This is a genomic window from Streptomyces griseoflavus (assembly GCF_014649995.1).
GTDB lineage: Bacteria > Actinomycetota > Actinomycetes > Streptomycetales > Streptomycetaceae > Streptomyces > Streptomyces griseoflavus.
In genome coordinates this window covers 323,143-336,885 of sequence record NZ_BMUC01000003.1, presented here as the reverse complement: position 1 = coordinate 336,885, position 13,743 = coordinate 323,143, and the positions used below count along the sequence as shown (strand labels likewise).

Here is a 13,743-nt window from a genome sequence, read left to right as displayed (position 1 = left end):
GCCGCCCGGACCCGTCCGACGCCCGGTGTCCAGGGGCCCGCGGACGCCTCAGGCGGGCTGCTGCGCCGCCGCGATCCGCTCGGTGCGCAGGGCCTCGTACCACCGGTCGTCGGTGGGCGGCAGCGCGTTGACGTCCAGCGCCAGCTTCAGCAGCAGGTCGGCGATCTGCGGGTTGCGCGCCAGCACGGGGCCGTGCATGTACGTGCCGAAGACGGTGCCGTTGAACGCGCCCTCGGTGCCGTCCCCGGTGCCGTTGCCGTTGCCGAAGCGCACCTGGGCGAACGGGCGGGCGGTGGGGCCCAGGTGGGTGACGCCCTGGTGGTTCTCGAACCCGGTCAGCGGGGGCAGACCCAGCTGCGGGTTGATGTCCGCGAGCACGTCGCCGACGCACCGGGCGCCCTCACCGCGTACCGAGACCACGTCGAGCAGGCCGAGGCCGGGCTCGCGCTGGCCGAGGTCGTTGATGAACTCGTGGCCGAGGATCTGGTAGCCGGCGCACACCGAGAAGACGATCGCGCCGTTCTCCACGGCGCGGTGCAGACCGCCGTCGCGCCGCAGCCGCTCGGCGGCCAGCCGCTGCGGACGGTCCTCGCCGCCGCCGATCAGGTAGATGTCGCCGGAGGTCGGGATCGGCTGGTCGCTGCGCACGTCGAGCCGCGCCACGTCCAGGCCGCGCTGCCGTGCCCGGCGCTCCACGACGAGGGCGTTGCCCTGGTCGCCGTACGTGCTGAGCAGGTCCGGGTAGATCCAGACGACCCGCAGCTGGTTGTCGCTCACTTCAAGTCCCCTGAGGTGTCGTGGTCAGTTGCCGACGCGGCGGCGCAGGTCCTGGAACGCGGTGTAGTTGGCGATGACCTCGATCCGGCCGGGCGGGCACAGCTGCACCGCCTGGTCGAGGTTCTCGCAGACCTGGAACTGCTGGTTCGCGACCTCCAGACGCACCGCGAGGTCGAGCTTGCGGTCACCCACGACGCAGATCGGGTGGCCGGTCAGCCGCGTGTAGTCGACGTCCCACAGCCAGGAGGTGTCGGTGCCGTCGGCGCCGCGCGCGTTCACCGAGAGGATCACGGGGGTCGGCGGCGGGTCGATCAGCGAGAACGTCTCCAGCCAGCCCGCCGGGTTCTTGGCGAGCAGCAGACGCAGGTCACGGCCCTCGAACTGGACCACGTCGTAGCGGCCGGCCACGGCCTGCACCTGGTACATGCGCTCCAGGGCGACCTGCGGCGGCACCCCGAACACGGCGGCGACGGCCGCGGAGGACGCGGCGTTGGCCTTGTTGGCGCGGCCCGGGAGCTGGAGGTGGATCGGCCACGCGGAGCCGTGCGGGTCGAGCACGTGGTCGCCGGAGAGCGCCCAGCTCGGGGTGGGCCGGCGGAAGCCGCACTCACCGCAGAACCAGTCGTCGCCGGGGCGCTGCATCACACCGCCGCAGGACGGGCAGGACCAGGCGTCGTCCTTCCACATCTGGCCGGCGGCGACCCAGATCACGTTGGGCGAGGAGGAGGCGGCCCACACCACCAGCGGGTCGTCGGCGTTGGCGACGATGACGGCCTTGGACCCGGCCAGGCCCTCGCGCCAGTTCTCCGCGAGCATCCGGGTCTCGGCGGCGCGGTCGAGCTGGTCACGGGAGAGGTTGAGCAGCGCGATGCACTTCGGGTCGGTGTCCCGGGCGACACCGGCCAGGTACTTCTCGTCGACCTCGATGACGCCGAACTTGGAGTCCGAGCCGCCCGCGAGCGCCGAGGTGATGCCGGCCGGCATGTTGGCGCCGAGCGCGTTGGAGACGACGGGGCCCGCCGCCCTGAGCGCCTCGGCGATGAGCCGGGTGGTGGTCGTCTTGCCGTTGGTCGCCGAGACCAGGACGCAGTCCAGGTTCTGGGCGAGCCGGGCGAGGAGATCGGGGTCGAGTTTGAGCGCCACCCGGCCGCCGATCACCGAACCACTGCCGCGTCCGGCGGCGCGGGATGCCGCCGCGACCGCCTTGCCGGCGGTCACGGCCAGCTTGGCCCGCGGCGAGAGCGGGTCCGAGTTGCCTGCCATCAGTTCTCGATCCTCCTTGCGTACGCGCCGCGTCTGTGCCTGACGGCCACGTGGTGAGACCTCAGCCTATCGAGATCCATTCGCACTCCTGAACCGCGGCACCACCGTGAGACGGGCGTTGCTGGAAGGACCGTACTCTTGCCGCCATGCGACACGGCTCCATCCCCGGCGTCCACGGACGCGTCCGGCCCCTCACCCTGCTCGGCGACCCCGTGCTGCACGCGCCCTGCCGGGAGGTCACCGGCTTCGGCCCGGAACTCTCCCGCCTGGTGGAGGACTTGTTCGCGACGATGTACGCGGCCCAGGGGGTGGGCCTGGCGGCGAACCAGGTCGGCGAGCCGCTGCGGGTGTTCGTCTACGACTGTCCGGACGACGAGGACGTCCGGCACCGGGGCCATGTGGTGAACCCCCGGCTGGTCGAGGCGGACGGGGTGGTGGTGCGCGGCCCGGAGGGCTGTCTGTCCCTGCCGGGACTGGAGGCGGGCACGGAGCGGTACGACCATGCCGTGGTCGAGGGTCTCACGGCGGACGGCGAACCGGTCACCGTCCACGGCACCGGTTTCTTCGCCCGGTGTCTGCAGCACGAGTACGACCACCTGGAGGGCCGGATCTACGCCGACCGCCTGACGGGGTGGCGGCACCGCAGGCTCATGCGCCGGGCGAACCGCGCGTCCTGGAACCGTCCGGACTGAGCCGGGGCGCGGCCGGCCCGGACGGACGGCGTCCGGTCCCTCAGAAGCCCGGGCTGCCGACCCTGTCGCCCGCGGCCGCCAGCCGCCCCCAGAGCAGATCCGCCAGGCTGCGCACCAACTCGGCGCGGGAGCAGGGCCGTTCGCCGAGCCACCAGTCGCCGGCCGCGTGCATCATGCCGACGATGCCGTGCCCCCACACCCGGGCGAGCTGCTGGCTGCCGGGCCCGAGGTCCAGCCGCTCCTCGATCACCTGGGCCAGCTCCTCGCCCATCCGCCGCAGCAGCGGTGCCGAGTGCTTGCCGACGTCGAAGCCCTGCTCGCTCGGCGCCCCCTCCGCGGGATGCATCAGGAAGCGGTACACCTGTGGGCGGGCCTCGATGGCCGACAGATACGTGTCCAGGGTGGCCTCGACCCGCTCGCGCCGGTCCGCCGGGGCGTCCAGCGCGGCCCGCAGCGAGTCCAGCAGCGCGTCGGTGTGCCGCTTGGCCAGAGCGGCGTAGAGTCCTCCCTTGTCACCGAAGTGCCGGTAGAGGATCGGCTTGGTGATGCCCGCCTCGGCGGCGATCGCGTTCATCGAGGCTCCGGGGCCGTCGCGCAGTACCACCCGGTCGGCGGCCTCCAGCAGCTCGCGCCGGCGTCGGTCGGCGGACCGCTGCTGATCGGTGCGCTGTGTGGTGTCCATGAGCTCTCCCCACCCGTGCTGGTTCGGTGACGCCTGCGCAAACTAGCACTGAAGGCGCAGCGGCCATCGAACGGGATACCGGCCGGCCCGGAGGAGTTGACTTTTCCTACCCGCGGGTAACAGACTCGGTGTTACCGGAAGTAACACGCATGTGCGCGCCGCTGGAGGGGTCATGGCCGAGTTCACCATGGAGCTCAACGACGAGCAGAAGGAGGTGCGGGACTGGCTGCACGGCTTCGCCGCCGACGTCATCCGCCCCGCGGCCGCCGAATGGGACGAGCGTGAGGAGACTCCCTGGCCGGTGATCCAGGAGGCCGCCAAGGTCGGCATCTACTCCCTCGACTTCTACGCCCAGCAGTACTTCGACGCAAGTGGCCTGGGCATTCCCATGGCGATGGAGGAGCTCTTCTGGGGCGACGCGGGCATCGCCCTGTCGATCGTCGGCACCGGTCTCGCCGCTGTCGGCGTCCTCGCCAACGGCACCGAGGAGCAGATCGGCACCTGGATCCCCCAGATGTACGGTGACGCCAACGACGTCAAGGTCGCCGCGTTCTGCTCCTCCGAGCCCGACGCCGGCTCCGACGTCGCCTCGATGCGCACCCGCGCGGTGTACGACGAGGCCAAGGACGAGTGGGTGCTCAACGGCACCAAGACCTGGGCCACCAACGGCGGCATCGCCAACGTCCACGTCGTGGTCGCGGTCGTCGACCCGGACCTCGGCTCCAAGGGCCACGCCTCCTTCATCGTCCCGCCGGGCACCCCCGGCTGCTCCCAGGGGCAGAAGTTCAAGAAGCACGGCATCCGCGCCTCGCACACCGCGGAGGTCATCCTGGACAACGTGCGCGTCCCCGGCTCCTGCCTGCTCGGCGGGAAGGAGAAGCTGGACGAGCGGCTCGCCCGCGCCCGCGAGAGGGCCAGGAAGGGCGGCGAGCGCGTCAAGAACGCCGCCATGGCCACCTTCGAGGCGTCCCGCCCGGCGGTCGGCGCCATGGCCGTGGGCACCGCCCGCGCCGCCTACGAGGTCGCCCTGGAGTACGCCACCACGCGCGAGCAGTTCGGCCGCCCGATCATCGACAACCAGGGCGTCGCCTTCCAGCTCGCCGACATGCGCACCCAGATCGACGCCGCCCGCCTCCTGGTGTGGCGCGCCTCCTGGATGGCGATCAACGGCAAGCCGTTCACGGCCGCCGAGGGCTCGATGTCCAAGCTGTTCGCCAGTGAGACCGCCAAGAAGGTCACCGCCCAGGCGATCCAGATCCTCGGCGGCAACGGCTACACCCGTGAGTACCCGGTCGAGCGCATGCACCGCGACGCGGCCATCTACACCATCTTCGAGGGCACGAGCGAGATCCAGCGCCTGGTGATCGCCCGCACCCTGTCGGGCATGCCCATCCGCTGAGGCGGCCCCCGGAACGGCCCGGCGGTGCGGGCGGCACCGCCGGGTCACCCTCCTACGGCGTGCCGCCGCTGCTGTGGGCGATGCACGCCACGTCGATCCGGTCGGCGAGCTTCGCCAGCTCGATGGTCAGCGCGGCGACCGTGTCCTCGTCGAGACCGTCCTCCCCGGCCTCGACCAGCCGCACCCACCGCCCGCCCACCGTGCGCAGCAGCTTGCTGACATCGGCGGCGGCCACCTGCAAGGTCCCGCGGTCGTCGACGATCAGAGGCAGAGTCACTTCGCGGTTCACAGTCGGGATCGTAGTCGGGCGACCGTCACGCACCCTGCCAAACGGTGGTGATGTTGCAGAACTCGCGGATTCCGTGCCCGGACAGCTCACGCCCGAACCCGGACCGCTTGACCCCGCCGAACGGGAACGCCGGATGGGATGCCGTCATGCCGTTCACGTACACACTGCCCGCCTCCAGGTCCCGGACGAACCGGTCGACCTCGGCCTCGTCACGGGTCCAGACGTTGGAACTGAGCCCGAAGTCGGTGTCGTTGGCGATCAGGACGGCCTCGTCGATGTCCGCGGCGCGGTACAGCGTGGCCACCGGGCCGAACGCCTCCTCGCGGTGGATGCGCATCTCCCGGCCGATGCCGGCCAGCACGGTCGGCGGGTAGAACCAGCCGGGCCCCTCGGGGCGCTCGCCCCCGCACAGCACGGTGGCGCCGGCCCGTACGGCGTCCTCGACCAGTTCCTCCACGTCGGCGCGGCCCTGTTCGCTGGAGAGCGGGCCGACGTCCGTGTCCTCCTCCATCGGGTCGCCGATCGTCAGCGCCTTCATGCCCGCGGTGAAGCGCTCGGCGAAGGCGTCGTAGACGTCGGTGTGGACGATGAACCGCTTGGCGGCGATGCAGGACTGCCCCGTGTTCTGCGTCCGCGCGGTGACCGCCACCTCGGCGGCCCGGTCCAGGTCGGCGGAGGGCATGACGACGTACGGGTCGCTGCCGCCCAGCTCCAGCACCGTCTTCTTGATCATCTCCCCGGCGGTGGAGGCGACCGCGCGCCCCGCGGGCTCGCTGCCGGTCAGGGTGGCCGCCTTCACCCGTACGTCCCGCAGGAGGTCGTCAACCGCTGCGGAGCCGATGAGCAGCGTCTGGAAGCAGCCCTCGGTGAAGCCCGCGCGGTGGAAGAGGTCCTCCAGGTACAGGGCGGTCTGCGGCACGTTCGAGGCGTGCTTGAGCAGGCCGACGTTGCCGGCCATCAGCGCGGGCGCCGCGAACCGCACGACCTGCCACAGCGGGAAGTTCCACGGCATCACGGCCAGCACCGGGCCCAGCGGCCGGTAGCGCACCAGCACCCGGGAGGCTCCGGAGTCCTTCACGTCGGCGGCGTCGGGTTCCTCGTCGGCGAGCAGCTCCGCCGCGTGGTCGGCGTACCAGCGCATCGCCTTGGCGCACTTCACGGCCTCCGCGCGGGCCTGCCTGACCGGCTTGCCCATCTCCGTGGTGATCACCCGGCCGATCGTGTCCTGGTCCTCCTCCAGGATCTCGGCCGCCCGGCGCATCAGCCGCGCACGCTCCTCGAACGAGGTGGTCCGGTACGTGCGGAACGTGGCCTCCGCCAGCTGGAGCCGGCGCTCCAGCTCCTCCTCGTCCATGGGGTGGTACGTCTTGACGGTCTCGCCGTTCGCCGGATTCACCGTGGCGATGTGCATCGCTGACCTCCCTGGGGACGGGCTGTGCCTTCCGACCTTCCCGCGCGGCGGCGGGCGGCGCAACGCGGGAGGTTCCTCAGTCCGAGTGCTCCGCCAGGCGGTCGAGAAACGCGCTCTGCGCGGAGACGATCACTTCCCGGGCCCGGTCCAGGGTGAACCACGCGACCCGGTCCAGCTCCGGGAACTCCCGCAGCCGCCCGGACCTCGGCGGCCACTCCATCTCGAAGGTGCCGGGCACGGCCGTCGCCGGGTCGAGGTCCGCCTCGACCGCCCACACCGTGACGGTCTTCCCTCCGGACTGCCGGACCTCCCCGAGCGGCAGCGCCTCCCCGTCCGGCGGCGGCAGCCCCAGCTCCTCCCCGAACTCACGGCGGGCCGCCTCCCAGGCCGGCTCGCCGGGGTCGTACTCACCCTTCGGCACGGTCCAGGCCCCGCTCTCCCGGCGGGCGAAGAAGGGGCCTCCCATGTGGCCGAGCAGCACCTCGACGCCCTGGCCGGTGCGGCGGAACAGCAGCAGTCCGGCGCTGCGCGCGCCCGTCACGGCCGTACCCCGGGATGCGCGGCGAGCAGCGTCTCCACGGTGTCCGCCTCCTCGGGGCGCTTGTCCTCGCGGTAGCGGAGCACGCGGGCGAAGCGGAGGGTGACGCCGGCCGGGTAGCGGGTGGAGCGCTGGAGCCCGTCGTAGGCGATCTCCACGACGAGCTCGGGGCGCACCGTCACGACGTAGCCGCTCTCGTCGACCGCCAGCTCCTTCAGCCGCTCGGTCTGCCACGCCAGCATCGCGTCGGTCATGCCCTTGAAGGTCTTGCCGAGCATCGCGAAACCGCCCTCCGCGGTGCGCGCGCCCAGGTGCAGGTTGGACAGCTTCCCCGTCCGGCGGCCGTGGCCCCACTCGGCGGCCAGCACCACCAGGTCGAGCGTGTGCACCGGCTTGACCTTCAGCCAGGACGCGCCCCGCCGGCCCGCGCTGTAGGGGGCGTCCAGACCCTTGACCACCACGCCCTCGTGGCCGCGCTCCAGGGTCTCGGCCAGGAACGCCTCCGCCGCGTCCTGTTCCCCGGGGCCCGGCACCAGGGTGCGCCGCACCCGCATCGGCTCCGGGACGAGCCGGGCCAGTTCCGCGTGCCGCTCGGAGAACGGAAGGTCCAGCAGGTCGCGGCCGTCGACGGAGAGCGCGTCGAAGAAGACGGGGGAGACGGGGACCTCCCGCGCGGCCGTCGCCACGTCCGTCCGGGAGCCGACCCGGCCGGCCGTCTCCTGGAACGAACGGGGACGGCCGTCGCCGTCGAAGGAGATGACCTCCCCGTCCAGGATGAACCGCTCGCCCCGCAGCTCCAGGGCCGCCGCCGTCACCTCGGGCAGCCGGTCCGTGATGTCGTCGAGGGTGCGGGTGTGCACGCGCACGCTGTCGCCGTCGCGGTGGACCTGGACGCGGATGCCGTCGAGCTTCTCCTCGACCGCGCACGCCCCCAGCTTCCCGACCGCCTCCGCGACCGAGGAGGCGCTGTGCGCCAGCATCGGCAGCACGGGCCGGCCGACGGTGAGCCGGAAGCGTTCCAGCGCCCCGGGGCCGTCCGCCAGCAGTGCCCCGGCCACCGACTGCAGCGAGCCGGCCAGCATCACCGCCCGCCGCACGGCGTCCGGCGGCGCCCCCGTCGCCCGCGCGAGCCCTTCGACGGCGACCGCGTCCAGGGCGCCCTGCCGGACCTCGCCGGTGAGCAGTCCGAACAGGAACCGCTGCTCGTCCTCCGTGCAGGCGCCCAGCAGCTCGCCGACCAGGCGGGCCCGCCCGGCCTGCGAGCCCGGTCCGGACACCCCGGCGAGTTCGGTCAGCCGCGCGTCGACCTCGCGCACGGTCAGGGACGGTTCGGCGGCGGGGGCGACGGGACGGCTCAGCACCTTCCAGCCCACCCCGATCCGGCCCTGCGGCAGCCGGCCCGCCAGATACGGGATGACGACCGGCACGTCGGCCGCCTCCGCCTCCCGGAACAACTCGGCGAGCAGGGCGATCTTGCGCGACCGCGCCGAGGTGGCGGCCACCTCCTGGGACACACGGGCCAGCCGGGACAGCAACATGCCGCCATGGTGCTACGGAGGCGGCCGCCGCACACCCCGGCCGGACGTCTATGCGTCCACGGCGGCGTCGAGGCGCGTCATCAGCAGGTCCCCGACGATCGCGGTCGCCGCCCGGTAGCCGCCGCTCGCCGCGTGCACCACCTGCTCGGAGAAGCCGATCGCGTTGCCCGCGGCCCAGACGCCCGGCACGGTCGTCAGACCGGTCGGGTCGACCACCGGGTAGGCACCGAAGGGCGTCTCGTCCAGTTCCGCGCCCAGCCGCTGGAGCAGACCGGTCCCCGGCACCGGGCGGGGTCCGGCGAAGAGGACGGAGCGGGCGCGCACGGTACCGTCGGCCAGCCGCACCCCGGTGAGCCGGTCGTCCTCCACCACCAGCCCGGCGACCTCGCCGGGCACCACGTCGACTCCGGCGGCGGCCAGCCGGCGCAGGTCCTGGTCGGACAGCTCGGCCTCGGAGACCCGGTGCAGGAAGAACGTCACGTCCTTCGACCACTGGGACACCATCAGCGCCTGGTGCACGCTCATCGCGCTCGACGCGAGCACGCCGAAGGACTCGTCGCGCACCTCCCAGCCGTGGCAGAACGGGCAGTGCAGCACGTCCCGCCCGAACCGCTCGGCGACCCCCTCGACGTCGGGCAGCTCGTCCTTCAGCCCGGTCGCCACGAGCAGCCGCCGGGCCCGTACGGCCCCGCCCGTCCGCAGGGTGACGGCGAAGTCCCCGTCCCGGGTGACGTCCGTGACCCGGTCGCGGACGAGCCGGACGCCGTAGCGGGCGATCTCCTCCCGTCCCCGCGCCAGGAATTCGGCCGGTGACATCCCGTCCCGGGTCAGATAGCCCTGTATGTGCGCCGAGGGCGCGTTGCGCGGTTCGCCCGCGTCGACGACCAGCGTGCGGTGCCGGGCCCGGCCCAGCACCAGGGCGGCGGAGAGCCCCGCCGGCCCGCCGCCGACCACGACCACGTCGTGGACCCCGTCGCGGTCCGTCTGGTCCAGCTCGTCGAACTCGTTCATCGTGACCACCTCCATGACGACGACGGTCGCCCAGCCGGTGCCGCATTGACAAACGACTTTGCCGAAACTGCAATGGCGTCATGACGACGGACGACGTACTCGCGGATGTGGGCCCCCGGCTGCGCAGGATCAGGAAGGAGCGGGAGGTGACTCTCGCGGCGCTGTCGGAGGCGACCGGTATATCCGTGAGTACCCTCTCGCGGCTGGAGTCCGGGCTGCGCAGACCGAGTCTGGAACTGCTGCTGCCGATCGCGCAGGCCCATCGGGTGGCGCTGGACGAACTGGTCGGCGCGCCGCCGGTCGGCGATCCGCGCGTCCGCGCGTCCGAGCCGATCGTCCGCCACGGCCGCACCCACTGGCCGCTCACCGGCCAGACCGGTGGCCTCCAGGCGTACAAGGTGCTCGAACCCCGCCGGAAGCAGGAACCCGATCCGCGTACCCACGAGGGCTACGAGTGGCTGTACGTGCTGTCCGGCAGGCTGCGGCTGGTGCTTGGCGAGCACGACGTGGTGCTGACGGCGGGCGAGGCGGCCGAGTTCGACACCCGGGTGCCGCACTGGTTCGGCTCGACGGGGGAGGGGCCGGTGGAGTTCCTCAGCCTGTTCGGCCCGCAGGGGGAGCGGATGCACGTGAGAGCGCGGCCCAGGCGGGGGTGAGGCGGTCGTCGCGGGACGCGAGTGTTCCCTCCGGGCAAGCGACCGCTTAGTATGCGGTGGACCCGGTCAGGCGAACACGACGTTCACAGTCCCGTGGAGGCCCCCCATGCAGGCATGGCAAGTGCACGAGCTCGGCGAGCCGGGCGAGGTGATGCGCCTCGCGGAGGTGCCACGGCCGACGCCCGGCGAGGGGCAGATCCTGCTCAAGGTACGCGCCGCCGCCGTCAACTTCCCGGACGCGCTGATGTGCCGGGGCCAGTACCAGGTCAGGCCGCCGCTGCCGTTCACCCCCGGCGTGGAGATCTGCGGCGAGACCGAGGACGGGCGCCGGGTGATCGCCAACCCCGCGCTGCCGTACGGCGGCTTCGCCGAGTACGCGGTCGCGGACGCCGCCGCGCTGCTGCCCGCCCCGGAGGCGCTGGACGACGCGGAGGCCGCCGCGCTGCACATCGGCTACCAGACCGGCTGGTTCGGTCTGCACCGCCGGGCCGCTCTGCAGGCGGGCGAGACCCTCCTCGTCCACGCCGCCGCGGGCGGGGTCGGCAGCGCGGCCGTGCAGCTCGGCAAGGCGGCCGGCGCCACCGTCATCGGTGTGGCCGGCGGAGCCGGGAAGGCGGCCGTCGCCCGCGAACTGGGCTGCGACGTGGTGATCGACCGGCGCGAGCAGGACGTCGTGGCCGCGGTGAAGGAGGCCACCGGCGGCCGGGGCGCCGACGTGATCTACGACCCCGTCGGCGGGCAGGCCTACGCCCAGTCCGCCAAGGCCGTCGCCTTCGAGGGCCGCATCGTCGTCGTGGGCTTCGCCAGCGGGTCCATTCCGAGCCCCGCCCTGAACCACGCCCTCGTCAAGAACTACTCGATCCTCGGCCTGCACTGGGGCCTGTACAACACCAAGAACCCCAAGCTGGTCCAGCACTGCCACGAACAGCTCACCGGCCTCGCCGCCCGGGGCGCGATCAAGCCGCTGGTGAGCGAGCGCGTCCCGCTCGCCGGGGCCGCCGAGGCCGTGCAGCGGGTCGCCGACGGCGTCACCACCGGGCGCGTCGCCGTGCTGCCCGCGCCGGAGAACGGAGCCGCATCATGACCGACGCCGCCGAACTGCGCCGCCGCACCCAGGAGTTCCTCGCCGCCCACCCACCGGCCGGCACCGCCCGCCAGGACTTCCTGCGCGCCCGCTTCGACGCCGGACTCGCCTGGGTGCACTTCCCCGAAGGCCTCGGCGGCCTCGGCGCCCCGCGCACCCTCCAGGCCGTCGTCGACGCCGAACTCGAAGCGGCGGGAGCCCCCGACAACGACCCCCGCCGCATCGGCATCGGCCTCGGCATGGCCGCGCCGACGATCCTCCAGTACGGCACCCAGGAGCAGAAGGAGCGCTTCCTGCGCCCCCTGTGGACCGGCGAGGAGGTCTGGTGCCAGCTCTTCAGCGAACCGGGCGCCGGCTCCGACCTGGCCGCGCTCGGCACCCGCGCCGTGCGGGAGGGCGGGCACTGGGTGGTCGACGGGCAGAAGGTGTGGACGTCCAGCGCCCATCTCGCCCGCTGGGCCATCCTCATCGCCCGGACCGACCCTGACGTGCCCAAGCACCGGGGCATCACCTACTTCGTCTGCGACATGACCGACCCCGGCGTCGAGGTGCGTCCGCTGCGCCAGATCACCGGAGAGGCCGAGTTCAACGAGGTGTTCCTCACCGGCGTCCGCATTCCCGACGCCCACCGCCTCGGCGAGGCCGGTGACGGCTGGCGGGTCGCGCAGACCACGCTGAACAACGAGCGCGTCGCCATCGGCGGCATGCGGCTGCCCCGCGAGGGCGGCATGATCGGCCCCGTCGCGAAGACCTGGCGCGAACGGCCCGGACTGCGCACCCACGACCTGCACCAGCGGCTGCTGAAGCTGTGGGTCGAGGCCGAGGTGGCCCGGCTCACCGGCGAACGCCTGCGCCAGCAGCTCGTCGCCGGACAGCCCGGCCCCGAGGGCGCCGGAATGAAGCTGGGCTTCGCCCGCCTCAACCAGGAGATCAGCGGCCTGGAAGTGGAACTCCGGGGCGAGGAGGGTTTGCTGTACGACGACTGGACCATGCGCCGGCCCGAACTCGTCGACTTCACCGGGCGCGACGCCGGCTACCGGTACCTGCGCGCCAAGGGCAACAGCATCGAGGGCGGGACCAGCGAGGTCCTGCTGAACATCGTCGCCGAGCGCGTCCTGGGCCTGCCGGCCGAGCCGCGCACCGACAAGGACGTCCCGTGGAAGGACCTGGCCCGATGAGCGATCTCCTGTACTCGGAGGAGGAAGAGGCGCTGCGCGCCGCCGTCCGGGACCTGCTCACCGACCACTGCGACGCCGCCGGGGTGATCGCCCGCATCGAGTCGGACGCCCCGCACGACCTGTCCCTGTGGAAGTCGCTCGCCGACGGCATGGGCCTCGCCGGGCTGCTGGTCCCCGAGGACAGGGGCGGCCAGGGAGCCACCCACCGCGAGACCGCCGTCGTCCTGGAGGAGCTGGGACGCGCGGTCGCTCCCGTGCCCTACCTGACGAGCGCCGTGGTGGCCACCGAGGCGCTGCTGGCCTGCCCCGAGCCCGGCGGCCTGCTCGCCTCGCTGGCGTCCGGACGCCGGATCGGCGCCCTCGCGGTGGGACTGCACACCGCTCCCCGCGCCGCGTTCGCCACCGTACGGCTGGAGGGCGGCGCCCTGCACGGCGAGCTGACCGGCATCGCCGACGCCGCGGTCGCCGACGTGCTGCTGGTGCCGGCGGACGACGGCGGCCTGTACGCGGTGGAGGCCGGCGCGGTCACCGTCACCCCGCAGACGTCCCTGGACCTCACCCGGCCGCTCGCCCGGATCGTCCTCGACGGCGCCCGGGGCCGTCGGCTCGGCGACGCGGAACCCGCCGTGCGCCGCGCCCTGCGGGCCGGCGCCGGACTGCTCGCCTCGGAACAACTCGGCGTGGCCGAATGGTCGTTGACGGAGACCGTCCGCCACCTGAAGGACCGCAAGCAGTTCAACCGCCCGGTCGGCGGATTCCAGGCGCTCAAGCACCGGCTCGCCCAGTCGTGGCTGGAGACCGTCAACCTCCGCGCGGCCGCGCGGAACGCCGCGGACGCGCTGACCACCGGCGAGGACGTCGACGTGGCGGTCGCCGTCGCCCAGTCCTACGCCGCGCCCGTCGCGGTGCGTGCCGCGGAGGAGGCACTGCAGCTGCACGGCGGCATCGGCATGACCTGGGAGCACCCGGTGCACCTCCACCTCAAGCGCGCCAAGGCCGACTCGATCGCCTACGGCACGGCCGGCGCCCACCGCGAGGAACTCGCGGAGCTGGTGGACCTGCGCGCGCCCTGACCGGCCGGACCGCATACGGAAGCCCGCCCCTTTTCCGGGGCGGGCTTCCGCCCGTGCGCGCCCCGCCGCGCCGGTGCGGTGAACGGGCGGCGGCGGATCGGCCAACTCCGAGCACGACCCTGCTCCTTGAGCCTGCCGGGCCCCCATACTCA

The 13,743-nt window shown here is 73.0% G+C and carries 14 protein-coding genes; 6 read left to right on the top strand and 8 right to left on the bottom strand.

The window, feature by feature from the left end; all coding sequences use genetic code 11:
* Positions 1 to 48: 48 nt before the first annotated feature.
* Together IE172_RS10230 and IE172_RS10225 are read right to left on the bottom strand one after the other, a co-directional pair.
* Positions 49 to 777, bottom strand: coding sequence for a type 1 glutamine amidotransferase (locus IE172_RS10230; protein ID WP_189558978.1), 729 nt, complete (start codon positions 775 to 777; stop codon positions 49 to 51).
* 24 nt (positions 778 to 801) lie between these two features.
* The gene (locus IE172_RS10225) at positions 802 to 2,040 is read right to left on the bottom strand and encodes a Mur ligase family protein (RefSeq protein WP_190096816.1); all 1,239 of its coding nucleotides are present in this window, start codon (positions 2,038 to 2,040) and stop codon (positions 802 to 804) included.
* Between the two features lie 146 nt (positions 2,041 to 2,186).
* Here IE172_RS10225 and def point away from each other — a divergent pair, with 146 nt between their 5' ends.
* Entirely contained in the window at positions 2,187 to 2,732 is a 546-nt protein-coding gene (gene def, locus IE172_RS10220; protein ID WP_190096815.1) for a peptide deformylase, read from the top strand.
* 40 nt (positions 2,733 to 2,772) lie between these two features.
* Here the strand turns inward: def and IE172_RS10215 are convergent, their stop codons facing one another.
* A complete protein-coding gene (locus IE172_RS10215) occupies positions 2,773 to 3,414 on the bottom strand; it encodes a TetR/AcrR family transcriptional regulator (RefSeq protein ID WP_190096814.1) in 642 nt (213 codons plus the stop codon).
* 172 nt (positions 3,415 to 3,586) lie between these two features.
* On the opposite strand from IE172_RS10215, the gene IE172_RS10210 reads away from it, so the two are divergent.
* On the top strand, positions 3,587 to 4,813 hold the full coding sequence (locus tag IE172_RS10210) for an acyl-CoA dehydrogenase family protein (protein ID WP_190096813.1): 1,227 nt from the start codon (positions 3,587 to 3,589) through the stop codon (positions 4,811 to 4,813).
* 52 nt (positions 4,814 to 4,865) lie between these two features.
* Here IE172_RS10210 and IE172_RS10205 read toward each other — a convergent pair whose 3' ends face one another.
* The 5 genes from IE172_RS10205 to IE172_RS10185 all read right to left on the bottom strand — a co-directional run bounded on the left by IE172_RS10205 (position 4,866) and on the right by IE172_RS10185 (position 9,615).
* Positions 4,866 to 5,102, bottom strand: a complete 237-nt coding sequence (locus IE172_RS10205; protein WP_190096812.1) for a DUF6213 family protein — start codon at positions 5,100 to 5,102, stop codon at positions 4,866 to 4,868.
* A 25-nt stretch (positions 5,103 to 5,127) separates the two neighbouring features.
* The gene (locus tag IE172_RS10200) at positions 5,128 to 6,513 is read right to left on the bottom strand and encodes an NADP-dependent succinic semialdehyde dehydrogenase (protein ID WP_190096811.1); all 1,386 of its coding nucleotides are present in this window, start codon (positions 6,511 to 6,513) and stop codon (positions 5,128 to 5,130) included.
* A gap of 76 nt (positions 6,514 to 6,589) precedes the next feature.
* The gene (locus tag IE172_RS10195; RefSeq protein WP_190096810.1) at positions 6,590 to 7,054 is read right to left on the bottom strand and encodes an NUDIX hydrolase; all 465 of its coding nucleotides are present in this window, start codon (positions 7,052 to 7,054) and stop codon (positions 6,590 to 6,592) included.
* Positions 7,051 to 8,589: an ATP-dependent DNA ligase gene (locus tag IE172_RS10190; RefSeq protein ID WP_190096809.1), complete on the bottom strand. Its 1,539-nt coding sequence runs from the start codon at positions 8,587 to 8,589 to the stop codon at positions 7,051 to 7,053. Before IE172_RS10190 ends, IE172_RS10195 begins: the two co-directional genes overlap by 4 nt.
* Before the next feature lie 48 nt (positions 8,590 to 8,637).
* On the bottom strand, positions 8,638 to 9,615 hold the full coding sequence (locus IE172_RS10185) for an NAD(P)/FAD-dependent oxidoreductase (RefSeq protein WP_190096808.1): 978 nt from the start codon (positions 9,613 to 9,615) through the stop codon (positions 8,638 to 8,640).
* A 65-nt stretch (positions 9,616 to 9,680) separates the two neighbouring features.
* Here IE172_RS10185 and IE172_RS10180 point away from each other — a divergent pair, with 65 nt between their 5' ends.
* From IE172_RS10180 to IE172_RS10165, 4 genes are all read left to right on the top strand, one after another.
* Complete coding sequence (locus tag IE172_RS10180; RefSeq protein WP_190096807.1) at positions 9,681 to 10,256, top strand: helix-turn-helix domain-containing protein; 576 nt, start codon at positions 9,681 to 9,683, stop codon at positions 10,254 to 10,256.
* A 106-nt stretch (positions 10,257 to 10,362) separates the two neighbouring features.
* Entirely contained in the window at positions 10,363 to 11,340 is a 978-nt protein-coding gene (locus IE172_RS10175) for an NADPH:quinone oxidoreductase family protein (RefSeq protein ID WP_190096806.1), read from the top strand.
* Complete coding sequence (locus IE172_RS10170) at positions 11,337 to 12,518, top strand: acyl-CoA dehydrogenase family protein (RefSeq protein WP_229885922.1); 1,182 nt, start codon at positions 11,337 to 11,339, stop codon at positions 12,516 to 12,518. Before IE172_RS10175 ends, IE172_RS10170 begins: the two co-directional genes overlap by 4 nt.
* A complete protein-coding gene (locus IE172_RS10165; protein ID WP_190096805.1) occupies positions 12,515 to 13,591 on the top strand; it encodes an acyl-CoA dehydrogenase family protein in 1,077 nt (358 codons plus the stop codon). Before IE172_RS10170 ends, IE172_RS10165 begins: the two co-directional genes overlap by 4 nt.
* Positions 13,592 to 13,743 lie beyond the last annotated feature (152 nt).